Consider the following 24,778-nt stretch of genomic DNA (forward strand, 5'->3'; position numbering starts at 1 on the left):
GGCAAAGAAACGGATAACCACTGTAATTTTAACTGAACCTGAACAAAATGATCCACTTCACAAAATTTGACGATTTACCTACTGCTGAGCTATTAATCCAAAAAGCGCTTCATTATAAAAGTGATCCTTGGATCGATCAGGCTAAAGGTCAAAGGAAAAGAATTGGCTGTATTTTTCTGAATCCCTCTCTCAGAACAAGGGCAAGCACGCAGATTGCAGCGCAACAACTTGGAATGGAAGCCATTGTCATGAATATGGACAAGGAAGGATGGGCATTGGAAATGAGGGAAGGGGTCACTATGAACAAGGGCACCGTGGAGCATATCAAAGATGCGGCGGGAGTTTTAGGTACTTATTTTGATATCCTTGCCATAAGGGCATTTCCTACCTTGACCAATAAACAAGAGGATTTGGAGGATTTTGTTTTCAACCAATTCATCAAATATTCAGGTATCCCTGTAATCAGCTTGGAATCGGCCATCAGGCATCCGCTACAAAGTCTTGCGGACATGGTCACTATTCAGGAAAATATGAATCTGTCAAAGAAGCCAAAAGTCGTCTTGACATGGGCCCCTCACATCAAAGCCATCCCACATGCTGTCGCAAATTCGTTCTCCGAATGGGCAGTTGGTTGTGGTCACGACCTGACCATTACCCACCCTATGGGATATGAATTGGATGAGAAGTTTACCAAGAGTGCAAAAATCGTAATGGACCAAAAAGAAGCCTTGGCGGGAGCGGATTTCGTCTACGTCAAAAACTGGTCAGGATTCAATGATTATGGCAAAATTATGAATACAGACAGTTCATGGATGCTGACTGAAAAGCATTTGAAACATGCCAAAAACGCAAAAGTAATGCACTGCCTTCCCGTAAGACGTAATCTGGAAATGTCAGATGAAATGTTAGACGGTCCAAGAAGTCTCGTTATGAAACAAGCCCACAATAGAATTTTTGCAGCACAAGCTGTCATCAGCCATATTTTGGATCAAAAGTAATTGTGGCTCCCCCACTTAATGGGCTTCACCGAAAGATCAAACCTATAGAACCATGAATATCAGCATAATCAAAATCGGAGGGAATGTCATAGACTTCCCCGCCAAACTGGAGGAATTCCTTTTTCTTTTTTCAAGGTTTCCCGGCAAGAAAATACTTGTTCATGGAGGTGGAATCATGGCAACAAAATTTGGTGAAAGCCTCGGGGTCATGCCCGAAATGGTCGACGGAAGGCGAATCACAGACAAGGAGACGCTTGAAATTGTCACCATGGTCTATGCCGGGCTGATCAACAAACAGATTGTTGCCAGACTCCAGGGCCTCAAACAAAACGCCATCGGGATGTCAGGTGCAGACGGTAACCTCATCAGGTCAGAAAAGAGACCTGTCAAAACCATAGATTATGGATTCGTAGGTGATATCAAAGAAGTCAATGTGGACCTGATCCAAACACTATTAGACAACGATATTACCCCTGTGGTCTGTGCCATCACGCATGACAAAAAAGGTCAATTGCTCAACACCAATGCCGACAGCATAGCCTCAGAGCTAGCAACAAACCTCTCCAAATACCATAAGGTAAATCTCTATTATTGTTTTAATAAATCGGGGGTCTTGATTGACGAGCAAAATGACAACTCCATCATTCCAATGATCAACGAGGACATCTATGCTGAGCTAAGAAAAGAAAATGTCATCCATTCAGGTATGATCCCAAAATTGGACAATGCATTTGCCGCACTCAATAAAGGTGTCAACTTCGTATGGATCGGGAAAGCAGAAAATCTCCTTTTGGCGGCAAAAGGAAAACTCTCAGGCACCACCATTGAAAAATACCGGTACGACCTGTACTGACATTATTCTAATTTGAAAAATGAGTAAGTCCTATCCCCAATTACAATCCCTTTTTGAAGATGCCCTGTCTCTGTTGGTTTCATTGATTGAGACACCTTCTTTGAGCAGGGAAGAGGATAAAACCGGAGATCTCATTGGCGGGTTTTTTGCACAGCGACATATCCCAACCCAAAGAAAAGGGAATAACATCTGGGTTTACAATAAAAACTTTGACCCATCCAAACCTTCAATTCTCCTCAATTCCCATCACGATACAGTCAAACCCAATTCTGGTTACACCAATGACCCGTTCCAGGCGATCACAGCGGAAGGGAAACTTTATGGGTTAGGCAGCAACGATGCCGGGGGTTGTTTGGTAAGCTTGATTGGTGCTTTTTGTTATTTCTACGAAAAGGAAATTCCCTATAATTTGATATTGACAGCTACGGCAGAAGAGGAAATTTCAGGAAAAAATGGCATTGAAAGCATTCTTTCCCACCTTCCGGAAATGGAATTGGCTATCGTCGGAGAACCAACCTTGATGCAAATGGCTGTTGCGGAGAAAGGTCTACTCGTCATTGACGCAATTGTAAAAGGCAAAGCAGGACATGCAGCGAGGGAAGAAGGGGAAAATGCGATTTACAAGGCTTTGGATGATTTAAATACAATCAGGAATTATCAGTTCCAAAAAGTCTCCCCGTATTTGGGGAAAACAAAAGTGACAGCCACCATTATCCAAGCTGGTTCCCAACACAATGTGGTCCCTGACCAATGCACCTTTACCTTGGATGTACGGGTTACAGACAGCTATACATTGGGAGAAGCCTTTGAAGAATTGAAAAGTATTTTAAACGCTGATTTGGTTCCACGATCAAGCAGACTCAATTCCTCAAAAGTACCAGAAGGACATAAAATCATTGAGGTTGGAAAATCTTTGGGCTTGCAAATGTATGGCAGCCCTACCCTCTCGGACCAGGCATTGATCCCCTATCCATCTGTCAAAATGGGTCCCGGTGACTCCGCCCGATCCCATACAGCAGACGAGTTTATCTGCATCGAAGAAATCAAGGAAGGCATCCAAGGCTATATTACTTTACTTGAAAAGTACTTCCACATAGCCTAAAATTATTTCCTTTTATATCTATCATATTTCAATTTTATATCTATTTATATCAACCATATTTCAATTTTATTTCAATCCTATTTCCATTTTATTTCCATCATATATCAACCATATTTCCATTTTATTTCTACCATATTTCAACCTTATTTCTACTTTATCAATTTATTTCGAAATAACCTTTCAACAAATAGGACAAATTTTGAATATACAATGAATCTGCCGTGGACTATCGACCATGGACCGTTGACAATTATCAATAACTCATTAACCAATAACCATTAACTCCCTTACCAACCATGAAACTCTGGCAAAAAAATACAGGATCAAAAATTGAAGTTGAAAGATTTACCATCGGTAGAGATCCTGAGTTTGATGCCATACTCGCTCCATTTGATGTTTTGGGTTCGATGGCACATGCCATCATGTTGGAGAAAATAGGCCTATTGGAAACGGGTGATTTGGTTTTGCTCAAGAAAGGCTTGAAAGAAATTTACCTTGAAATAGAAAAAGGCCAATTCAAAATCGAAGAAGGCGTGGAAGATGTTCATTCTCAAGTAGAATTTTTATTGACTCAGCGTTATGGCGAAGTTGGCAAAAAACTCCACAGCGGCCGCTCTAGAAACGACCAGGTTTTGGTGGATCTTAAGTTGTATTACAGAGCTGCAATCAGAGAAATTGTAGAGGCTACAGAGGAGCTTTTTGGGCTTTTGATAAAGCTTTCAGAAAAACACAAACATGACCTGATGCCGGGTTATACCCACACCCAACTGGCGATGCCTTCTTCTTTTGGACTTTGGTTTGGTTCATTTGCCGAAGGTCTGACAGAAGACCTTGATTTGTTGCAGACAGCTTATCGTCTTTCCAATAAAAATCCGCTTGGCTCGGCTGCGGGTTATGGCTCTTCATTTCCTTTGGACAGAACATTAACCACAAACCTTTTGGGTTTTGAAGACCTCCACCACAATGTCATCAATGCCCAAAACAGCCGCGGAAAAACAGAAAAGACGATTGCCTTTGCGATTTCAGGTTTGTCGGGAACATTGAACAAGCTAGCTTCTGATGTCTGTATTTTCATGAACCAGCATTTTGGATTCCTGACATTTCCTGATGACCTGACCACAGGAAGCAGCATTATGCCACATAAGAAGAACCCTGATGTGTTTGAACTGATCCGTGCAAAAACCAACCAACTCCAAGGGATTCCAAATACCATCACCCTGATGCTGACCAATACGACGACAGGGTACCACCGCGATCTTCAATTGCTAAAGGAAGCTATTTTTCCGGGTATCGAGACTTTATTGGATTGTATCAGGATGAGTACTTTTATGCTCCGGGAAATCAAGGTGAAAGAAAATATCCTCGCTGATCCTTTTTTCAAGCATGCCTTTAGCGTGGAAGTGGTCAATGAACTGGTTTTGAATGGGATGCCTTTCCGTGATGCTTACAAAAAAGTCGGATTGGATATCGAAAAGGGAGATTTTCATCCTGAGCAAAACAAAGTTGCACATACCCATGAAGGCAGTATTGGAAACCTTTGCACAGCTGAAATCGAAGCAAAAATGGAAAAAGCTGTCAATAAATTTGATTTTGGAAAAGTAGACAAGGCCCTAATCCAGCTTTTGTCGATATAAATTAGCTAAAAATTTAGCGAACTGAGTAAGCCAAAACAATCTCAAGGTCCAGATTTTCATCAACTTTGACCATTCCCCCCATCTTGCTTGGTGGAGCCAATCCCAATTGGGAAAATTGGATCTTTACATTTGCTTTGACACCCTCTTTGACCCTGACCAATTCAAGATCCCTGAAAACAAGATGCTTGCCGGCCAATGTCACGAACATGTTGCAATAAAATCTCCCATTTTTCCTCACCCAATTGTTGACTCTGACTTTAGCCATTGGGAATTCTTTGGCTTTGATTGTATTGCGAAAATCCTTGTTCAGTATAAAATTTCCGCAACCGAAATTTTCCACTATAATATTGAGATCAAGGTCGGGCAACCCATTTTGGGAATTCATAACAAGGGATTCTTTTAATCCCTTTTCGGAATATTTACAGGTAAATCCGCCCAAAGAGGTTTTCCCCTTGACCGAGATCCTCTTCTCCTTTACTACATAAGTTTCAGCCACTTCATTTGCTGTAAAGAAATTAAACACTAAAAAGAAAAACATGAAACTCATACATACCGATTTTGGGAATTCTAAATTTTAATTATTTCTGCCAATCTGGTTAAAAACAATATACCTTCCACTCTGCAAAGTCTTCGGTCATTGAAGTTCAAGAATTCATTTCATCAGAAGAACTTCATGAATAGTAAGACCTTATAAAATCTACCATGAAATGTAAATAGCAATAACCTTGCAAGGAATGTGGACATGTACTAATTTGCTCAAAACAAGAAATCAATTGCTTGGCTGAAAAGTGGTTTTGAAGACCATTCATACGACCTTGTAGGCCTTATCAATCCAATCAATGGAGCTAATTGATGAAAAAAAACTCTTTTAACTTATCAATCATTCAAGATAAAGAGTGGGTAATTAGCAGGAATAATTTAAAAACCCAAAGTAAAATCCAAGGTAAGCTTCTCTTCTACTTTAATCATTCCTCCCATTTTTTTGGGTGCTTCCAGATCAAGGTCATCAAAACTAAGCACCAGGTTGGCATGGAGTCCTTCAGGAACTCTTTTCAAAACAAGCGATGAGAAATCTAATTTTTTACCTACCAAAGTGACTGAAAGGTCGCAGGTATAATGCCCATAATTGGACTTGAGGTTCTGAACCCTGACTCTCGCTGAAGGATACTTGTCAGCTTTGATGGTATTTCTAAAGTCTTTATTGATTATAAAATTACCACAAGAAAAATCCTGAACAGGTATGTCAAAAACCATTTCCTTGAGGCTAGAAGAATGGTCAATAAAAAGCGTATCCTTCAAGCCCCCTTTTGAATAATCGCAACTGAATCCACCGATCGAGGTCTGACCACTTACTGTGATCATTTTTTTGGTGACTATTACCTCTCTCTCCTTTGGCTCAGTATTTAACAATATCAAAATCAGGACTAGAAGGATACGCATCATGCTTTTTTAGAATTAGAATCCAATCACGCCTTCAATCATTAGACCTTTGAATTGACCGCCGTTTCTGATATCAGTGGCAGCGAAGTCATTGAAGTTTTGTTGAACATATTCCAATTTGGCAAGGATGTTTTTGGTTACAAACCAACCACCACCAATCTGGATTCTGTCTAAGCTTACATCTAATCCTGAGCCTGCCAATTTACCGTTAACTTCGTTGTATCTTCCGGCTACGTAGTATTTTTCGCTTCTTCCAAATCTGTAGACTAAGTCAAGACCTGTTTGGTTCCAAGTTCTGTCTACTGTTTCGTTGGCAGCCCTACCTGTTGATTGTTCAAAGTTACCAAAGAGCTCCAATCCTTGAAATTTAACAAAGGGGTTAACCACAAAGGCAGTGACGTTATCTCTTTGACCCGGGTTGAAACGTCCTGAGGTGAAGTTACCAGCAGTAGTTGCCAAGGTGTTTTCCATAACCATGTAGTATCTTGAACCTGCACGGTCACCAGACCACAATGTGTTATTGGCAGAACTTGAAGTGGTATAGACGGAACCGGTTAACCTGATTCTCAAATCATCTGAAAGTTGTTTGTCATATCCCAATTTACCTATAAAAGCAGGTGCTCTATCAGCCGGTCTGGTCACACCACCTTGGATTTCACCACCTGTGACAGCAACCATGGCCAAGATACCGTTAGATTGGAAGAACAACTCTCCACCGACTTCTGTGGTAAAGGCATCCATGATGTAGTTTCCAATGAATGGGTTGTACATGGCATTACCGTTGTCTGATCTTCTGAATTGCGCGTCGCCATAGTTGATCTGCATGTGACCGACACGTAATGTCAGGTATTTATCAAACCAATCTGTGTTGCCTACATTCAGGAAAGTCAGTTTGTCCACCTGTAAGTATCCACCTTTTACCCATGTTTCTGGGTGGTGTCTTGAAGACAGGTAAGCAATCAGATTCAATCTTAAACCATCTGCCAAGGCCACGTCAATGTTAAGGTTGGCCGTGGCTAGGTTGGTACCAGCTCCGATGTCTATAAGTTGGTTTAAGTTTACGTTGTTGGCATTCAATACTGGGTTGGCAGTATTTGTATGACTTAGGTTTTGCCATTGTTGGGTAAAATGGCCACCGATACGGACTTTCATTCCTTCAAAGGCTACGGAATCATTTTTTCCTGTTTCGAAAATGTTGATACCTCTTTGGTCATACGGTCTCCAGAATTGTAAGTCCCTTTGAAGACCTTGGGCAAATGTGGATAAGGATAACCCCACAAATACGAGCGTTGCAATAAATTTCCTTTTCATGATGTAAAGATTTAATTGATAGGTTGAAATGTTGTTTTAAATGATATTTTGACTTCGTCTCTAGTTTTTACTGTTCCCATCAGAGCAGTCGGTGGAGTGATGGAGAAGTAGGTTAATTTGGTATCAAAGCTTCCCTCGAAAGTGAATTTGTTACCATTTTGGGTTACTTTCAGAGGAAATGATGCAGGTTTGGTAACACCGGCAATTGTGAAATCGCCTTTAGCTTGAAAACTGCTTCCACTTCCTGTGATTTCTTTTAGTGCAAATCTAATTTCTTTGTTTTTGCTTGTGTCGAGTGCTTTGTAGGCATTGTTGTCTAAGCCTTTGGTTCCACTTTTTAGACTTTCTGCTTGGGCAGAAACAGTGGCGCTTTGCACACTTTTCAATTGGTTGCCTTCTACTACCAGCAGGGCTTCCCCTTTGGCTGTGCTTGTGGTCATTGTCCAATCGTGAAGAGAGGAACCACCATCAATCTGTAATGTAGGAGAAGGGGAAAGTGTGTACTTGGTTTGAGCCTGAAGGGCCGAAATTGATGATATCAGGATAAAAACCAGTATCGTTGATATCTTCTTCATGCTATTTTTCATAATCAGTTGTGTTTGTTTAATGACTCAAATTTGAGGATATGCATCTCATTAAAACATGATCAAAGTCATTTAAAAGTATGATTTTAAGCACAACGATATTATATGGATTAAGTCAAAATAAAAAAACAGAATTTCCACCAAAAATCAGGTGAAAATTCTGTTGAATCAGTCTAAGACAGGATAAAATAAATCCTTTACTTTATTTAAATAATTTTTCCAAAATTTTATACGTTATCAAATAGGTCGGACGCACTCCCTCCATGCCCAATGCACCTGATGCCAAAGTACTTCCGGTCTCCAAAGGATTGTCAGAAGCATAGTAAGCGTACAATACTTTGACATTTTTTCCGATATTCTGTCGGATCTTACTTTCTGATTGGATAGCCTTTTGGTAGTGGGCACCTTCCATTTCAAGACCAATGGCTTGCCAACTCGATTCCATCAAGTAGCTGAGTACGTCCTTGTTTTGGAGTGATGTTCCCAATACAGTAAACATGGTCCCCTCGTATACTCCCAATCCAAAACCTTCGAAATCATGTTTTTTCAGTTCATTCTTGAGGGGATAATTATCTGCTGTGCCTTCAAAAACATGGCTTGTCGGGATCATGATATCCCCTTTTTTGCCTGTCAGGATACCTGCTTTTCCCATTATAGAAGCGGAAACCACATTTAATGAATAGGTTTTCCCGTTGGGATGGTCATATGATTTGAGCAATTCATCAAAGCATTCGTATGCCTGCTCGCCAAAGGCATAATCCATAATCAGAATCACAGGCTTCTTTTTTTCCTCTTTGGGAATTGTCACTCCGGGAATAAGGGTGGACTTTGACATTTTAGAGGTGTCAATGACCTGTACATTGATATTGGTACCCGAAGCATCATGGACTTCAATGAGTCCATTTTTTAAAGCAAAATTCCATATTTCTTTACCTTTATTTGTTTTAGCCCCGGTACTGATGCCCATAGCAACAGTTTCGATCTCCTCAAACGACTTCAATCCCAAAGCCTGATGGCCGTAAATGGTATTGGTCACACTGTGAAGATTGGCAGAAATGATATGGATAGGCCGGTCAATAAGTCCTTGGTCAAACAATACAGATTTGATGGTATTAGCCCAAAGCTCACCATAGACATGATGGCCTACCCTTTGCCGTAAAGTTGAAGAAAAAGAAATCTCCCTGTCTTTGCCGTTGAAAAATTCATCCATAGCCAGCTTCCCCAGATTATAGACTACCGAAAATAGACTGCTCGTATGGGGAGAGGTTTCGAATTTTTGGACAGCGGCATGGGTCTCATCAAAAGTCCTGCCGATGACATGACTCAGATAAGAGCAAGCCACTTCCCTATCAAATTCTTCTCCGTTTACTTCTTTTTCAACAGTTTTTTCCAACATTTCCCAATTAAGGTCAAACCTTCCTTTGTGGTCTGTGCTGTTGGATTTGATTTTTTCTGACTCGATATAAAGAAAAGTGATATGTGTCAGGATATCGTAAATATCTGACCTTCCACGTGTCATCTCGACATACATTTGGTCCTGATCTACACGGTAACAGTTTCTCTTTCGCTTAGCAGGAATGATGGCTGAGAAAGTGGAATTCTCATAACCTTCCCTACTGATCAACCTGATGTAGCGGCACTGTTCAATGCCTCTTGGTAGCCGCTCCATTACATAAAGCAACCCGTCTAATTCAATCTTTTCCTCGTCGCCCAACAGTCCGTAAATCTCCGGACTCAACACCAAAAGTGAATCTACAAGCGACTCTCCTGAAACCCCCATTGGCTTGTAAGACCCCCTCATAAACAAGTGTCTCATTGTGATATAGAGTTTTTCGATGGCTGCTCTTGATTCTTGTGCGCGTGTTCTTTGCATCTTTATTAAAATTATTGATTGGATAAATTCTACAAATTTAATGATTTTTGCCCAATCTGTCTTGTTAAATTATCATTACCCCAGTATCAATAGGTTTGATTTAGACATATCTCTGTCTCAAAATATTCAAATGGTGCTGTGAATGACCGGCTATAATATAGATCAAGGCACGAACCGAAACTTTGAAGCCATTGGCATTTCCGATATTGGTATAGGAAGATTCCGGTAGGTTTTTCGTAAGAGTAACCAAGGCTTTTCTTGACTGTTCAAAGTCCTCCAACAAATCAGAAAGCAGAACACTGTTGAAATCAGCTGTGGCGACATATTGATCTTGATCAAATCCCGGAAGGGCGGCTTTTTCTCCCCGTGCAAAGCACAAGGCCCTAAAAGTCATGATCCTATCTGTATCGATGATATGTCCCAAAACTTCCTTGCCTGTCCATTTTCCCGGTTCATAGGCGAGTAGGCTCTTCTCTTCTCCCATCTGCTCATAAAATTTCCTGATCTCATCTACTTGTTCCAAAAGCAGGGAAGGAATATCCTTTCCTATGACCCAATTGACATAGCCGGTATAATAGGATTCGTATTCACCTTCGCGGGGCACTAATAATTCGTTCATGTAATTCTGTTTTAAAATTGAAATATCTACAGGTAAATTTAACCCATTCACCTTGAGCATTTCTGATTATGAAAAGAATTTTACTCCTGCTTGCTTGTTTTGCTTCAAATTTCGCTGTTGCACAGACTCAGATCATCCACCGCGATGCCGAAATAGAAAAGATGGTCAAAGAAATATCCGCCACCAATCTTGAAAAATATGTCAGAGACCTTGCCGGATTCAGAACCCGCCATACTTTGAGTACAAACAATTCAAAAGAAGGTATCTCTGCCTCACAGCAATATATTCTTAACCATTTCAAATCTTTTGAACCTGCTTCAGGTGGCAGGTTGACTTCTTTCTTGGACCAATACACTATCCCTGCTGACAACAGAAGAATCCTAAAAGACAGCCAATCCGCCAATGTGATGGCAACGCTAAAGGGAACCGACCCGAATGATGATAGGGTTTTTGTCATCTCTGCGCATGTGGACAGCCGTGCTTTGGATGTGATGAATACAGAGATCGATGCACCGGGAGCCAATGATGACGGTTCGGGCGTGGCAGCAGTGATCGAATTGGCAAGAATCATGTCACAAAAATCCTTTCCCTCCACCATTATTTTTGTGGCTGTTTCGGGTGAAGAGCAAGGATTGAAAGGTGCTGCATATCTTGCTGAAAAAGCCAAAAAAGAAAACTGGAACCTAGTCGCCATGCTCAACAATGACATGATCGGCAACAGTAATTCTTCGGAAACCAACATCAATGACAATACCCGTGTCAGGATCTTCTCTGAGGGTGTTCCTGCTGCGGAGACGGAGCAAATGACTGCTATCAGACGTTACACCAATGGTGAAAACGACAGCAAATCCCGTCAACTCGCCCGATACATGAAAGAAGTCGGGGAACGGTATGTCGATCAGCTTGAAGTAAAATTGGTCTATAGAAATGACCGATTCCTCAGAGGTGGTGACCATACTCCTTTTGCGAGAGAGGGATTTACAGCCATCAGGGTATGCGAAATGAACGAGAATTACTACCACCAACATGAAAACGTCAGGGTAGAAAATGGCATCCAATACGGTGATTTGCCTGAATTCGTGGATTTTGAATATATGAGAAAAGTAACCGGAATCAACTTGGCATCTTTGTATTCCATGGCCTCTGCACCTTCAGAACCTCAAACCGTCGGTATTGATGTCAGAAAACTCAGCAACACCTCCACCCTCAGATGGGAAGCTCCGGCAAAAGGAAAAGCAAAAGGATACTATGTCATGATGCGTGAAACAGATTCTTCCAATTGGGAAAAGAAATTTTATACAGAAGCCACTACCCTGACCATACCCTATTCCAAAGACAACTTTTTCTTTGCAGTCCAATCAGTCGGGGAAGATGGGCATGAAAGTATGGCGGTATTCCCGCAGCCGATTACGAGGTAATTTTAAAATTAATGGATATAAGTAGAAATATGGTTAAAATAAAGTTGAAATAGGGTTGTTATAGATATTAGTGGATATTGGATATTGATGGATATTGATTTTGAGACAAGGTAGAAATATGGTGGAAATAAAGTTGAAATAGAGTAGAAATAATGAAATAGGTTGCCGAGACTAAATCTCAATTCTGTAAATCAGTTTTGATGCTTAAAAATTATATCGCCGAAGGCATATTTCAATTTATTTCGCGAAGGTTATATCTTTTAAATATCGCCGAAGGCATATATCCATCTATTTCGCGAAGCATATATCCTTTTATTATCGCCGAAGGCATATATCAACCCAATTCTCTTTTATATTGAGTGATATTCTTTAATGGATTCAATGCAATTCTAATTCGCTTAAGTCCCTTTAGGGACAAAATATAGGTAGCCTTATATTTGAAAACTATTCCTAAGTGCCTTTAGGTACGGAATATATTTTGTACCTAAAGGCACAATAACCAATCTTCGAAAACTTATTTCTACCAATATCATGTCCCTAAAGGGACTTTTTGATTGGTTGAAAAATAATATAAATTTCCTGCAGAATAGACTTTGAAATTAAAGGTATAGGTCGGATGCTTAAAAATTTTATCACCGAAGGCTTATATCCATTTATTTCGCAAAGCATATATCTTTTAAATATCGCCGAAGGCATTATATCCATCTATTTCGCGAAGCATTTATCCTTTTATTATCGCCGAAGGCATATATCAACCCATTTCTCTTTTATATTGAGTGATATTCTTTAATGGATTCAATGCAATTCTAATTCGCTTAAGTCCCTTTAGGGACAAAATATAGGTAGCCTTATATTTGAAAACTATTCCTAAGTGCCTTTAGGTACGGAATATATTTTGTACCTAAAGGCACAATAACCAATCTTCGAAAACTTATTTCTACCAATATCATGTCCCTAAAGGGACTTTTTGATTGGTTGAAAAATAATATAAATTTCCTGCAGAATAGACTTTGAAATTAAAGGTATAGGTCGGATGCTTAAAAATTTTATCACCGAAGGCTTATATCCATTTATTTCGCAAAGCATATATCTTTTAAATATCGCCGAAGGCATTATATCCATCTATTTCGCGAAGCATTTATCCTTTTATTATCGCCGAAGGCATATATCAACCCATTTCTCTTTTATATTGAGTGATATTCTTTAATGGATTCAATGCAATTCTAATTCGCTTAAGTCCCTTTAGGGACAAAATATAGGTAGCCTTATATTTGAAAACTATTCCTAAGTGCCTTTAGGTACGGAATATATTTTGTACCTAAAGGCACAATAACCAATCTTCGAAAACTTATTTCTACCAATATCATGTCCCTAAAGGGACTTTTTGATTGGTTGAAAAATAATATAAATATCCTGCAGAATAGACTTTGAAATTAAAGGTATAGGTCGGATGCTTAAAAATTTTATCACCGAAGGCTTATATCCATTTATTTCGCGAAGGTTATATCTTATAAATATCGCTGAAGGCATATTTCAATTTATCTCGCAAAGCATATATCAATTATATCGCGTAGCATATACCCTTTCACCCATAAATTTCATCCGGAAAATCAGAATTAGCAACCATATAATATTGGACGGTGATAAAGAATTAGAACGGATACCCGATTGCAAAATTGAGCACCATATTTTCTCTTCTCCAAGCCGCATCAAATACGTCAAAAGAATCTAGCCATCTGTCGTCTTCAGGAAGCCAAGGTTTACGGACAGGAATAGCCATGTCAAAACGCAGTACGAAAAGGCTGATGTCAACCCTCAGACCAAGCCCGGAACCCACACCAAGTTCTTTTGCCCAATCATTAGAAAATCTACCTCCCGGAAGCGCTTCGTTTTCATTGAACAACCAGATGTTACCCGCATCCACAAAAATTGCTCCTTTCAGGTATTTGTTAAAGGGAAATCTCAATTCCACATTTCCCTCCAGCCTGATATCACCTGCTTGGTCAAAGAATCCACTTGTACTTCCCCCTTCGGGTAAAAAAGTACCGGGACCCAGGGACCTGATTCTAAATGACCTCACACTCCTTGGACCTCCCGCAAAAAATTGCTTTACGAATGGAAGAGAAACCGAATTGCCCAAAGGAACACCCACGCCTCCATACAGCCTGGTGACAAGCATAGTTTCCTGGGTGAATTTGTGATAAAACCTCAGATCCATGTCGTTTTTGATGTATTGGGCATATTCCAATCCAAAGGCAAAACCGGGATTTTCTGCGTCAAATAAGGCATTGATCCCTTTCAAAAAATTACCAGCAAGGTCAATGGTGGTGGAAAAGAATATGGCATTCTTTCTTTGGGCATCGACGAGCTGGTTATAATTGAACGTGTAATTCATCCCCATGATAAACTGCTGCTCAAAACTCCTCCTCAGGAAGGGATTAGATTCCAAGATCTCATCGAATTCCGGCGTGGTGCTGACAAGGTTGACAATACTCACGCTGATAGGATTGAATTCGTGATATACGTATTTGTTGATGTTCCAAAAATAACCAAAAGCCGAATTGTAGGAATTGATAAGGTATAAATCAGTCCTATTTTGATATTCTATACCGGCAGTAATCCTGGTTTTTGGAATGGCCAATTTGAAACGATTCATCACAGGGACAGGGAATAGTACCCTCGGAAAAACCAAAGATCCTTGTAATCCCATTTCAATAGATTGCTGTGCCTGCCGTTCCCCTGATTGTAACTGAACTTCATATCCAAACTTTGCGGTCAGATTGAATGTCTCTCCACCGTGAAAAATGTTCCTGTTTTGGTAATTAAGAATCAACGCGGGGCCCACAAAACTGTTGGACTTGGTGACACCTTGGACTTCCGCCCTTACTGCCCTTGTATTGAGCGGTGACAATAGAATCCGGGCATTGAGCGGATAGGTGCCGTCCTCATTCCTGATACTATCTGTTTCTTCAAAAGAAATATTGACAAACTTAAAACTACCTATTGAAGAAAGCCTGTTTGAAGTTTGCCTCGAAATTTGCGGGTCGAATTTGGCTCCTTCCCTAAACAGCACGTAGTTTTCCAGTAAATGTGGTTTGAAAACCTCACCTGCCTGAATGATGTCTATCCCGTTGATAGTGACTGTATCCTCATCAGCTCCATCTTCATTGAGGGCATAATTTGGAAATACCTTGATATCCCGGATGGTATACGGGAATTTGGATTTAACAGGTGTATTGGTTTTGAGTCTCAAATAAAGGTCAAATCTTCTATCCTCATATTGGTTGGTATCAGCTTCGAAAACCAGCAAATCTGCATTGAAATTGTAATAGCCTTTTGACTTAAGGTCCTGATCCACCCTTTCCCTTTCCTTTTTCATGGCCTCCAAATTAAGCTTGCTTCCTTTGACCAATTCAGTCTGATCGAGGCTGTTTTTGATCTCTTGGATGACTTCCAATGAATCCCCAAGCAGCTGATAGGTCTCGAGTCGATAAGGCTCCCCAAATTCTATGGTGTATTCGATACGCGCAAATTTACCTTTCTCGATGATTTCATATTTCTCCTTTCCAAAAAAGTATCCCAGATTTTCTAATCTGTTAAACAAGATATTGGTGGTCCGCTCAGGCTGAACATCACTGAGGTAGACCGGTTTCTCTCCAAATCTCTTGCCCAAAAACCTATTTATGAATCCGGGTTTCTCTTTGCTGCTTTTGTAATGTGCCCAAAGACCAAACCTAACTCCCAGAATTTTGCCATTCGGATCAGGTTTGATAAGACTGTTGAGGTCACTTTGGAGTAATGACCTCTCTGATTTGGTAATTGGAGCCTCCAATTTCAACTCATGACCGGTGTATAGTTTCTGACCTTCGGGAATGAATTTTTTGACCCCACATGAAAAACTCAGGAGGAGAAATAATATAAATATATATCCCAGCCGCTTACTCATTTCCGGTCTTCTTTTCACTTTCTAACTTTTCTTCCGATTCCTCCACCTCATTATTCTCCTCTTTTTTTACAGCTTCCTCAACACTTTTTCTCCAAAGCTCTTTGAAAGCATTGAATTCCTTATTGAAAATAAAGGATATTCCAGTTACCACCAATTGACCGTCTATGACGGATTCAAACTGGTTTCTGCGGTACGCTTTTGCCCTCCATTGTCCCCTCTGATCGAGCAGGTATTCGACACTCACATCACCAAAAAGCGCATCACCCTGATTCACTTCCTGATTTCCCCCTTCTACATCCACTTGGCCTCCAACGGAGATCACCAATCGGTCATCCATCAGGGATTGTTTGGCGGCGACATTGAGTTGTGTCCTGTCTTGCGCTGCACCCGTCTGAAAATCCGTGTAGGAATCCAAGTCAAAATCCAAAGTGAATCCGGAATCACCAAAGAGTTTTCCCGAGAGCGCATTGAGTTGACTGGAAAGAACTTGGCTGACAGAAGACCTCGCAAGGTTAACAGAACCTCCGGCAGAACCATCATTGCCTACTACAGGGAAAAACTGGTTGAGAACCAACAGAGAGAAAACCTGTTTTGTCAATTCATCTTCCTGTTCATTGATCTGCTGGATCATGCCATACACACTTCCCCCAAAGGCTCCCCTCTCCTGTTCGGCGAGGTCTAGCTCAAATGAAATTTCAGGCTTCATCAATTCCCCGTCAATGTTCAAATAAACCATAAACGGTAGCACCTGTCTGAATTGGGTTGCGGTACTTTTGTCCGTACCACTGAGCTGGGCCTGCATCAATTCAGCTGCCGAAGTCCTGATGTTATAGATGGCAGTAAGGTCGAGAGTTGCATCCATCGGATCACCATTCCAATTCACCGTACTGCCTGGGGCAAGTTCAAATCTCCTGTTGACCAAGTTAAATAGGTTCATTTCATAATGTCCGTTTTTCACCTCATACCTTCCCGAAAGTGATACATCTCCATTTGGATTCATCAGCATATTGAGGTCAGCCTCACCTTGGATTCTCAGGTTGTCATTGGTCCTTTCATCTACGATAAGGTTGAAAATTGTCTTTGGGTCTATCTTCAGATTCGCTTTGACATCAAAGCCTTTGATTCCCTGCGTTACGTTTTCGCCCTCCCTCCTGTATATAATATCGTAGGGATCCTGATGGTTTACAAAAATCACAACCCCAGTCCGCTCCACGAGGTCAATGCGGTCTTCAGGTACGATGAAACTCACTTCCGTCCCCTCATTGACTTTGAGCTGCATATTCACGACCGGCAAAATGACGCTTCCTCCGATCTGCAAATCAAGGTCAACCGAAGCTTTACCAAAGAAAAGGTCACTGTCTGCCCTAGTGGAATTCATGATCTGAAACCCTTTGGTTTGAAGCTTTAAGTCAAAGCCGACATTTGCGAGATTATCCGTGATGACTTTCCCATTGATGACAAAATCATCTCCCAATGCATCTTTGATTGTGAAATTTTTGAAATAAACTCCACTGTTGTCCAATTCAATCAATTCATCCGGAAAAGTAAAACTCGTATTCAGTTGTCTGACCAAAAATCCTGCTCCTTTAAAGCCAATTTCTCCCTCATAGACAGGTTCCTGTGTGGCCCCTGTGACTTTAAATCCTCCTGTAATAAATCCTTTGGGCTGGGTAAGCGCACTGTCCGAGAGAATTTCCAAAATTGACATTTGCAGTGCATTTAAATCCACTTTGAGGTCCAAGTCTGTTTGTACTGAATCCTTCAATATGGTCCCGAAAACATCCAGATCAACTTTTCCTTCTTTCAAGGCCAGACTAAAATCATATTCCATAAGGCTTAAGGCCGTAGCTTTCAAGTCCAACCTTCCAAGAGGAATGTCAACCAACTCAAATTCCCTGATAGTCAGATCAGCTAAAAACCCTAAAGCATCATAGGGATTAACTGCTGTAAGGGTTCCATTGACAATCCCTTCGACAAGGGGATTTTCGGGGTTTAGAAAACCGAGAATGGAGTGTAGCGTAAAGTTTTTGAATTCAATACCGAGATGCTCTTCATCTTCCTCAATAAACTCATTTTTAAAGCCTAAAGATTGGTCACCGTTGGAAAACACAAAATTTTGAAATTGCAATGACTTTGGGGAATAAGTCACTAAATTGTCCTCAGGTATATCCCATATTTCTTTGTTGAAAATAAGGTCTTCCGTCAAAAACCGCACTTGAATCGAATCACCCCGGTTGGTGACCTGCGATGCAAGGTTGATGACCGTCTCCTCCATATATTCGGAATTAAATAAAAAGTTGACTACTTGGTCTTTGAAATCAGCATGCACTTTTGTTTTTCCAATATTAAAAGGAGAATATAAAAGGCTATTAAATCCCAAATCAAAATTGAGGGAGTTTGCATCCCCGTTTAGGTCAAGGCTGAAGGTGTCTAAGGCGGCATTTAAGTAAAGCAAATAGGGCATCCGGATCCTAGTATGGAGATTTTGGACGGAGGAGTTGAACCCAAACTCAAACAGAAGGGTGTCCATTTCGTCTATATCTGCCAATAAAAGCTGGTCAATAAATGGCGTTGGATGGAATTTGAAAGCTGACTCGGCTACTATTTCGCCTACAAAAAGTGAATCTGAACTTCCCACAATGACCTGATTAAAATAATCCTCCATGGCCAAAGCAAGATTGGCCATTGAACCATTTACAGTAAAAAATCCGTCCAGAAAATCAGAATTAACCTTCAGGTCTGACAAGGTATCTAAAAGCGTGGCTTCTATAATAATGTCACCCATCGGAAAATCCCTATCTTCTAAGTGGAAAGTCCCGTCAGAAAGCGCTATATCCGCCAAAAATCCATCTGGATTTCCGGACATGTTACCTGAAATTTGGAATTTGGTATTGATATCCTGTCTAGTCACTCCGATCGTTTTGGTATTGAGTTTTTTGACATCCATCATGAAATTTAACTCAGGGTAAACTGTATCAATTTTCACGGTGGAATTCAAAGTGAAATCGAGGTATTCTTTGGCATATCCCATTTGCAAGGTGGCGACTGTATCCTTTGCGGAAAGCGCCATCTCAATTTCGGACAGGTCGATATCGGCCCAAGCCAATTGGCTAAAATCGACTTTCATAAGGCCTTCTATGTCATACAATCCCGTTCCTTGGCCATCAAGGCTAGACACCATGCTGATTGGCTTCAGATCGGGCAATTCAAGTATTTTTCCAAGATCTAACTCGACTATCTCCAAATTCGATTTTACAAAATACCGGCCTTGGTCTAAGATTGTTCCATTTAAGGCAACCGTTCCATCGCTTGTTTCGAGCAGCAAATCAGTCATGAAATCTGCCAAGCTTCCATTCGCCATCACTGTCAGTTGAATTTCTTCAGGCAGCGAGTAAGATTCCGAATCAAAAAATGGCTCTAGGACTTCCCCTTTGGTCTTGAATACCATTTCAGGAATATCGACATTCAGCCTATCCAAGTCAGTGGCATTCCGGATCTGTGCAGACCTGATTCTCATGCTGGTATTCGTACCATAAGCAAGGTCAAAACTCGGGATTCTCAAGTTGGTCATTGTGCCGGAGACATTGCCCGAGGCTCTGATGCCGTTTTCCCTCAATTCCTTGAAATAGATATCACTTGCCAATTCCGGCACAAAGTAAAGGGCTTCTGATGCATCAGTCTCCAATTGCTTCAAGCGGATCTCAAAACCGGAGTTTTCAGGATTGTTGATAAAAGCATCTAGGCTTTGATATGAAACCATAAAATCACCGGTCAGAGTAGATTGACCAGTCCTAGCATCAAAGTCTTCAAACCGCAATCCACTTTCATCCACCGAGATTTTGGTGTTGAAATTTTCCACCATCAAACCACTTCCTTCCTTGAAGGAGATGCCATCGATGACCACTTTTGCTTGCTGGTCTTTCAGCAAAAGGCTGTGGATTTCAAAGTTTAATACGGTCAAACTGATCGCATCAGGGTTGAAAACCCCATTTTGTATTTTTTCACCGTCAGAAGTATAATTAAATTCATTGTTTTCCAAAGAAATCATTCCAACTTCAACCCACCACTCCGGCCAAGAAAAAGTCGTTGTGGCCATTGTCTCTTTTTGTGGAAGAGTATCGGCGACAGTGGTCAAGTTCAAGTCAATTTTCGAATCCGATAAAGTGAGAGATTTCATCAGGATTTTTTGCAATTCCAGGTTTGCCTCAGGAAGGGAAAATGAAAACTCACCGATTGCCATTTGGGCTGCTATACCATCAGGGACAGAAGTGTATGATATGTTACTTTTTTGTATCAGTACTTTATCCAAAACCAAAAGTATGGAAGGTGCGGATGTTATTGTATCGGTTTCTTCTGAGGCTGGAAAAGCATGGGTTTGAAGGTAGGCGATATCCGCATTGTCAAGGAGGATATTTTGAATCCCAAAATCCATCTTGTTCAGATCGATTTTGTCAGACTCGATGCTGATTTCATCCCATCTTGCAGTGAGGTCTATCCCCAATACCCGGTCATCGTATTTTACCCTAAAGTTTTTTAATTCAACCTTACCAATAGTAAGGTCAGGAAATGGGGCAACACTGTCTGGCTGCTTGACAAGTTTTGCGGAATCGGCGGGAGTTACAAAAGCATCAATCAAAAACCCAAAATTGAAATCCTCAGAAACAGAATCCCTTGTCACATTGGCCACCAACCCGTCCCACCAGATCTTGGAAACTTTGATTTCTCCGTCCCTGATCAAAGGCATAATGGCAACTCCAGATTCAAAGTCTTTGGAATACACCAAGGTATCTCCCTCGGTATCCTCAAGATATAGTCCATTCAAATAAATATTGCCCCCAAAAGTGATGAAGAGCTTTTCAATACTTACATGCGTTCCGGTCTTTTTGGAAATATATGAAGTCGCTTTTTGAATGATTACATTTTGCCCCCAAGGGCTCCTTACAAAAAAGAAAAGACCTACCAGCAAAAGCAATATTACCGCTAATGTGATGCCTAAAGTTTTGAAAAGTATCCGAACAAACTTTTTGATAGGTTTTAAAATTTTAATGTTTTTAGCTAATCCCAAAGATAAGGTTTAAAGGCCTTTCAACCGAATTTTAATAGTATTTGTCATTATTGGAATCCAGTATGGAAATGAAGAGAACATCACCTATCGGTTATTAAATCATTACCATTTTGAAAAGGAGATAGTTTAAAATTTGGAATTTTTAAATTGTAAAAATCAAATACTTGAGATGATGATGGATATATTCTTCAGTTTGACATTTCTTTTGGTCATTTACTTTTTGACAACTTTAGGATTGATCCAAGGTTATATTCCCGGTGGCATAACATACATCAAAGAGAAAAACGGGAAAACCCAACAAATCATACATTACGGAAGGATAATTGGAATCAGTTTAATTATCGCATCTGCATTTTCAGGAGTGGTATTCTATTTTTTCATTTACCCCAACTACCAGATTTCGTAAAGATTTTATTGATTCTGTTTTAGAGATATCAAAAATTTTGCCCATTTTTCCAGTCAAAATAATTGTTTCATCCTTATCCCAACAAAATCCATGGAATATATAATCAGACCTTGCGAGGAAAAAGACCTAACTGACTTGGTAAAATTATGTGCCGCTCATGCCGAACATGAAAAGTCTGAATATTCAACGGAAGGCAAATTAGAAGGACTAAGGAAAGCCATCCTCGGAAAAAACAAGAAGCTAAACTGCTGGATTGTTGAAATCGCAGGAAAAGCGGAAGGATTTACAACATTCACTATAGATTTTTCAACCTGGGATGCGGCACCTTTTCTATATATGGATTGCCTGTTTTTGAATGATAAATGCAGAAGTACGGGAATTGGAGCTGAAATCATGCGCAGAATCAGGGAAGTCGCCAAAGAAAACAATTGTATCAATATCCAATGGCAAACTCCCGAATTCAATGTACGCGCCATCAAATTCTATGTTGGATTGGGAAGTACCGGCAAGCAAAAAATGAGGTTCTTTTTGAAGCCCTAAAAATTGGTTATTTGGTTATTGGTTATTTGGTTATTGGTTATTTGTTTAATTGGTTAATGGTTAGGGGTTAATTGGTTAAGGGTTAATTGAGAAAGTCTTTAGTTTATTTTAAATTCAAAAGAAATAAAACAGAAAAACCTCCGAAATCGGAGGTTTTTCTGTTTTCAATGGGATTTAAGCTTAATTAAATAAGTCAAATTTTACTCCGAAATTGATACGTGCACTGTAAAATTCTTCTTGTGCAGTTCTTTGCCTGATTCCCTGATAGTATCTCAAAGGCTGATTGGTCAGGTTGTTTGCCTCAGCAAAAACCCTCCAGTTTTGGGTGATGGCATAAGATGCATTGACATCAAGGAACGTCTGACGGTCATAGAATATATCTTCAAAATTGGACCCGCCTATCTCATCAATGTATCCGCTCGCATGATTTACTGATACCCTAAGAACCAATTTTTCGGTTTCAAATGACAAGGAAACGTTGAACATATTTCTTGCAGTTCCCGGCAATTTGAGGGCATCCTCTTCTCTTCCTTCTATCCCTGAAGTTCTTGAATCAGTGAAAGTGTAATTGGCAAAAATCCCAAGACCTTTCCATATTCCCGGCAGAAAGTCAAACTGTCTTTGGATGGAGGTTTCAAAACCATAGACATCGGCAGTTCCGCCATTTTCAGGCCTGGAGGATTCGATTAGGTCCCCAAACTGTGGATCCGTGATATTCAATTGGGTATTTTGGTAAATAAAATTATCTACATCTTTATAAAAACCTCCCGCTGTAAATACTCCGACAGATTCGTAGTAGTTTTCAAACATCAAATCAAAATTCATTGATGTAGTTGGCACCAAGTTAGGATTTCCCCTTTGTAGGGATTGGTTATCAGGGCTAAATATGGCAAAAGGAACCAGGTCGAAATAATTTGGTCTTGCGATGGTGTTGGCCCAGGCAAACCTTAAGATTCTATTATCACTGATATCATATTTAAAGTGGGCTCCCGGCATAAAGTTGGAATAATTTTGGGTAACAGACGCTGACTGGGTGAACGTCTCCTCGTCCTCATCCAACTCAAAGCCCCTGTATTCTAAACTTGTGTTTTCGAGCCTCAATCCAAAAATACCTGAAAACTTAGAATTGAACTGGTAATCAGTCATCACATAACCTGCTGTGATTATCTCCGAAGCTTGGTAGTTGCCAGTAATATATTCAGCAAAAGCATCCTCAAAATCAAACAAAGATTCGTTTTTAAGATCCAATCCTCCTAAAAACTCTTTGTCCACGAACCTTCCCGGTACATACTGAGGTCCGTTGAGAAACACCCTGTCATTTTGGAAGCTGTAAGGCAAAGAACCCAAATTATTGCCTCCCGCACCCAAATTTCCAATTGGATCATAAACGTCATAAGAGTCTGTTCTTTCCTTATATTTTGACCTTACCCTTCCGCCAAATTTAAAAATCCCTTTGTTGGCAGCATAAGGCATTGTAAAATCGACTCTACCATTGAGGTCTTCTTCAAATGTATTGTTGTTGGATTCATAGATTTCATTGAGACCTAGTCCCAAAGCAGCATCTTGGTTGACTAGGGTGGTCAAAACCTTGAACGGATCCCTGATATCCAAAATCACGTCTGCATTGCCTCTATGGGTGATGTACCGCTCGTTTGGTCTGTTTTCTGAAGCTTTGGCATACGTTCCGTTCCAAGTCATTTTCAGCTTGTTGAAAATATGGCTACCGGAAAGCGTGGTGTTGATTACCCTTTGGTCTTCCAGACGGGCATTCTTAACCCTATCATTGTCAATACCACCTTTTGTCTGAATGGCAGTTCTTCCACGCATCTGAAAAAGATTTGGAGCCAACGTCGTAAAATCTCCTGATTCAAAAGGCCTGTCAGTACGGTCTACTCTAAATCTGTACCTGTTTTCCCAATCATCCCTCCAATTGTACATGGCATTAAATACAATGGAGTGATTTTTATTGAAATCATAGTCCAAAGCGAGGGTTGCAGACCTTCTTACCCTTTGGACATTATATTTTCTTATATCAAAATTATTTACAACAACAGGATTGTTAGGATCGTCAGTCTCTGCCCATTGTGCTTCATAATTGTCTGATCCGAAGTTATGGTTATTGTAGGAACCGGAAAAAATCACTCCCAATTTGTCATTGGCAATCCTATCACCTAAAATCAGTCCACCTGTCCAGATCGGTTTGTTTGTCAACAGATTGATACCTGATGCAGCTGTACCTGAAACCCTGAGTCCGTTGGGAGCTTTTCTCGTCACTAGGTTAACTGCACCTCCTATAGCATCAGCATCCATATCAGGAAGTACACTTTTATTGACCTCGATCGTCTGGATCATATCAGAAGGAATCAAATCCATCTGAACTCTTCTGTTATCACCTTCTGCAGAAGGAACTCTTTCTCCATTGATCATGACAGAATTCAACTCAGGAGCCATCCCACGGATGATGATGTTCCTAGCTTCACCTTGGTCATTTTGCATGGTGATGCCTGGAATCCTTTTGATGGCATCACCAATATTGGCATCCGGAAATCTTCCGATCTGATCTGCGGCAACAATGTTGGTGATATTGGAATTGGTTTTTTGTTGGTTCAAAGCCCTAGCCTGACCTTTGAGCCTGTCACCAAAAACAATAACTTCACCACCTTCTAATGTTCCGGGCATCATTTGGAATCTCATATCCAAAGTTTGTCCATCCTGAAGGGTGATTTCTTTGGTGAGTGAAGTATACCCCAAATAGGATACAATGACTGTATAATTTCCCGCAGAGATTCCCTGAATCACGAAGTCACCAAGCTGATTGGTCACTGTACCTTTGTTGGTTCCTTCGAGGATGATATTTGCTCCGGGAAGAGAGAGGTTTTGGTTGTCGATTACCTTACCCCTAAATGTGGATTGGGCCAATAATTCTCCTGAAAACAGGAGAAATACCAATGCCATTATTAATTGTAAATTTGTTTTCATATAATCTTAG

Annotated in this window: 16 protein-coding genes; 7 read left to right on the forward strand and 9 right to left on the reverse strand. The window is 40.5% G+C overall.

Features of this window, described 5'->3' with window-relative positions; translation table 11 throughout:
• The first annotated feature begins 47 nt into the window (after nucleotides 1-47).
• The 4 genes from M3O96_RS15750 (at nucleotide 48) to argH (ending at nucleotide 4,587) form a co-directional block, all read left to right on the forward strand.
• Complete coding sequence (locus M3O96_RS15750; protein WP_249722136.1) at nucleotides 48-998, forward strand: N-acetylornithine carbamoyltransferase; 951 nt, start codon at nucleotides 48-50, stop codon at nucleotides 996-998.
• Nucleotides 999-1,050: 52 nt separating this feature from the next.
• On the forward strand, nucleotides 1,051-1,851 hold the full coding sequence (gene argB / locus M3O96_RS15755) for an acetylglutamate kinase (RefSeq protein ID WP_249722139.1): 801 nt from the start codon (nucleotides 1,051-1,053) through the stop codon (nucleotides 1,849-1,851).
• A gap of 19 nt (nucleotides 1,852-1,870) precedes the next feature.
• Complete coding sequence (locus M3O96_RS15760; protein ID WP_249722141.1) at nucleotides 1,871-2,953, forward strand: M20 family metallo-hydrolase; 1,083 nt, start codon at nucleotides 1,871-1,873, stop codon at nucleotides 2,951-2,953.
• Nucleotides 2,954-3,249: 296 nt separating this feature from the next.
• Nucleotides 3,250-4,587 (forward strand): argininosuccinate lyase, encoded by a 1,338-nt coding sequence (gene argH, locus M3O96_RS15765; protein WP_249722143.1) that lies wholly within the window; start codon nucleotides 3,250-3,252, stop codon nucleotides 4,585-4,587.
• A gap of 13 nt (nucleotides 4,588-4,600) precedes the next feature.
• Here argH and M3O96_RS15770 read toward each other — a convergent pair whose 3' ends face one another.
• The 6 genes from M3O96_RS15770 to M3O96_RS15795 form a co-directional block, all read right to left on the reverse strand.
• Entirely contained in the window at nucleotides 4,601-5,134 is a 534-nt protein-coding gene (locus M3O96_RS15770; protein WP_249722146.1) for a hypothetical protein, read from the reverse strand.
• A 371-nt stretch (nucleotides 5,135-5,505) separates the two neighbouring features.
• A complete protein-coding gene (locus M3O96_RS15775; protein WP_249722149.1) occupies nucleotides 5,506-6,030 on the reverse strand; it encodes a hypothetical protein in 525 nt (174 codons plus the stop codon).
• Between the two features lie 12 nt (nucleotides 6,031-6,042).
• Nucleotides 6,043-7,338: a hypothetical protein gene (locus M3O96_RS15780; protein WP_249722151.1), complete on the reverse strand. Its 1,296-nt coding sequence runs from the start codon at nucleotides 7,336-7,338 to the stop codon at nucleotides 6,043-6,045.
• Between the two features lie 11 nt (nucleotides 7,339-7,349).
• Entirely contained in the window at nucleotides 7,350-7,913 is a 564-nt protein-coding gene (locus M3O96_RS15785) for a YceI family protein (RefSeq protein WP_249722154.1), read from the reverse strand.
• A gap of 211 nt (nucleotides 7,914-8,124) precedes the next feature.
• A complete protein-coding gene (locus M3O96_RS15790; RefSeq protein ID WP_249722156.1) occupies nucleotides 8,125-9,795 on the reverse strand; it encodes a DUF6909 family protein in 1,671 nt (556 codons plus the stop codon).
• Between the two features lie 100 nt (nucleotides 9,796-9,895).
• Entirely contained in the window at nucleotides 9,896-10,414 is a 519-nt protein-coding gene (locus M3O96_RS15795) for a DinB family protein (protein WP_249722158.1), read from the reverse strand.
• Nucleotides 10,415-10,482: 68 nt separating this feature from the next.
• On the opposite strand from M3O96_RS15795, the gene M3O96_RS15800 reads away from it, so the two are divergent.
• Nucleotides 10,483-11,832: a M28 family metallopeptidase gene (locus M3O96_RS15800; protein ID WP_249722160.1), complete on the forward strand. Its 1,350-nt coding sequence runs from the start codon at nucleotides 10,483-10,485 to the stop codon at nucleotides 11,830-11,832.
• Nucleotides 11,833-13,483: 1,651 nt separating this feature from the next.
• On the opposite strand, the gene tamL is transcribed toward M3O96_RS15800, so the two are convergent.
• Both tamL and M3O96_RS15810 read right to left on the reverse strand, forming a co-directional pair.
• Nucleotides 13,484-15,778, reverse strand: a complete 2,295-nt coding sequence (tamL, locus tag M3O96_RS15805) for a translocation and assembly module lipoprotein TamL (protein WP_249722162.1) — start codon at nucleotides 15,776-15,778, stop codon at nucleotides 13,484-13,486.
• A complete protein-coding gene (locus M3O96_RS15810; protein WP_249722163.1) occupies nucleotides 15,771-20,843 on the reverse strand; it encodes a translocation/assembly module TamB domain-containing protein in 5,073 nt (1,690 codons plus the stop codon). Before M3O96_RS15810 ends, tamL begins: the two co-directional genes overlap by 8 nt.
• Nucleotides 20,844-21,012: 169 nt before the next feature.
• Between M3O96_RS15810 and M3O96_RS15815 the strand changes: the two genes are divergently transcribed.
• Both M3O96_RS15815 and M3O96_RS15820 read left to right on the forward strand, forming a co-directional pair.
• Complete coding sequence (locus M3O96_RS15815) at nucleotides 21,013-21,249, forward strand: hypothetical protein (protein WP_249722166.1); 237 nt, start codon at nucleotides 21,013-21,015, stop codon at nucleotides 21,247-21,249.
• Nucleotides 21,250-21,339: 90 nt separating this feature from the next.
• Nucleotides 21,340-21,789, forward strand: coding sequence for a GNAT family N-acetyltransferase (locus tag M3O96_RS15820; RefSeq protein WP_249722167.1), 450 nt, complete (start codon nucleotides 21,340-21,342; stop codon nucleotides 21,787-21,789).
• A gap of 180 nt (nucleotides 21,790-21,969) precedes the next feature.
• Here the strand turns inward: M3O96_RS15820 and M3O96_RS15825 are convergent, their stop codons facing one another.
• Entirely contained in the window at nucleotides 21,970-24,768 is a 2,799-nt protein-coding gene (locus M3O96_RS15825) for a TonB-dependent receptor (RefSeq protein WP_249722168.1), read from the reverse strand.
• Nucleotides 24,769-24,778 lie beyond the last annotated feature (10 nt).

It is taken from the genome of Aquiflexum sp. TKW24L, assembly GCF_023502205.1.
GTDB lineage: Bacteria > Bacteroidota > Bacteroidia > Cytophagales > Cyclobacteriaceae > Cognataquiflexum.

What these genes read in the sequence shown, in the direction of transcription:
- M3O96_RS15750 (WP_249722136.1), top strand. Translation starts at nt 48, where the DNA reads ATGATCCACTTCACAAAATTTGACGATTTACCTACTGCTGAGCTATTA.
- argB (WP_249722139.1), top strand. Translation starts at nt 1,051, where the DNA reads ATGAATATCAGCATAATCAAAATCGGAGGGAATGTCATAGACTTCCCC.
- M3O96_RS15760 (WP_249722141.1), top strand. Translation starts at nt 1,871, where the DNA reads ATGAGTAAGTCCTATCCCCAATTACAATCCCTTTTTGAAGATGCCCTG.
- argH (WP_249722143.1), top strand. Translation starts at nt 3,250, where the DNA reads ATGAAACTCTGGCAAAAAAATACAGGATCAAAAATTGAAGTTGAAAGA.
- M3O96_RS15770 (WP_249722146.1), bottom strand. Translation starts at nt 5,134, where the DNA reads ATGAGTTTCATGTTTTTCTTTTTAGTGTTTAATTTCTTTACAGCAAAT.
- M3O96_RS15775 (WP_249722149.1), bottom strand. Translation starts at nt 6,030, where the DNA reads ATGATGCGTATCCTTCTAGTCCTGATTTTGATATTGTTAAATACTGAG.
- M3O96_RS15780 (WP_249722151.1), bottom strand. Translation starts at nt 7,338, where the DNA reads ATGAAAAGGAAATTTATTGCAACGCTCGTATTTGTGGGGTTATCCTTA.
- M3O96_RS15785 (WP_249722154.1), bottom strand. Translation starts at nt 7,913, where the DNA reads ATGAAGAAGATATCAACGATACTGGTTTTTATCCTGATATCATCAATT.
- M3O96_RS15790 (WP_249722156.1), bottom strand. Translation starts at nt 9,795, where the DNA reads ATGCAAAGAACACGCGCACAAGAATCAAGAGCAGCCATCGAAAAACTC.
- M3O96_RS15795 (WP_249722158.1), bottom strand. Translation starts at nt 10,414, where the DNA reads ATGAACGAATTATTAGTGCCCCGCGAAGGTGAATACGAATCCTATTAT.
- M3O96_RS15800 (WP_249722160.1), top strand. Translation starts at nt 10,483, where the DNA reads ATGAAAAGAATTTTACTCCTGCTTGCTTGTTTTGCTTCAAATTTCGCT.
- tamL (WP_249722162.1), bottom strand. Translation starts at nt 15,778, where the DNA reads ATGAGTAAGCGGCTGGGATATATATTTATATTATTTCTCCTCCTGAGT.
- M3O96_RS15815 (WP_249722166.1), top strand. Translation starts at nt 21,013, where the DNA reads ATGATGATGGATATATTCTTCAGTTTGACATTTCTTTTGGTCATTTAC.
- M3O96_RS15820 (WP_249722167.1), top strand. Translation starts at nt 21,340, where the DNA reads ATGGAATATATAATCAGACCTTGCGAGGAAAAAGACCTAACTGACTTG.
- M3O96_RS15825 (WP_249722168.1), bottom strand. Translation starts at nt 24,768, where the DNA reads ATGAAAACAAATTTACAATTAATAATGGCATTGGTATTTCTCCTGTTT.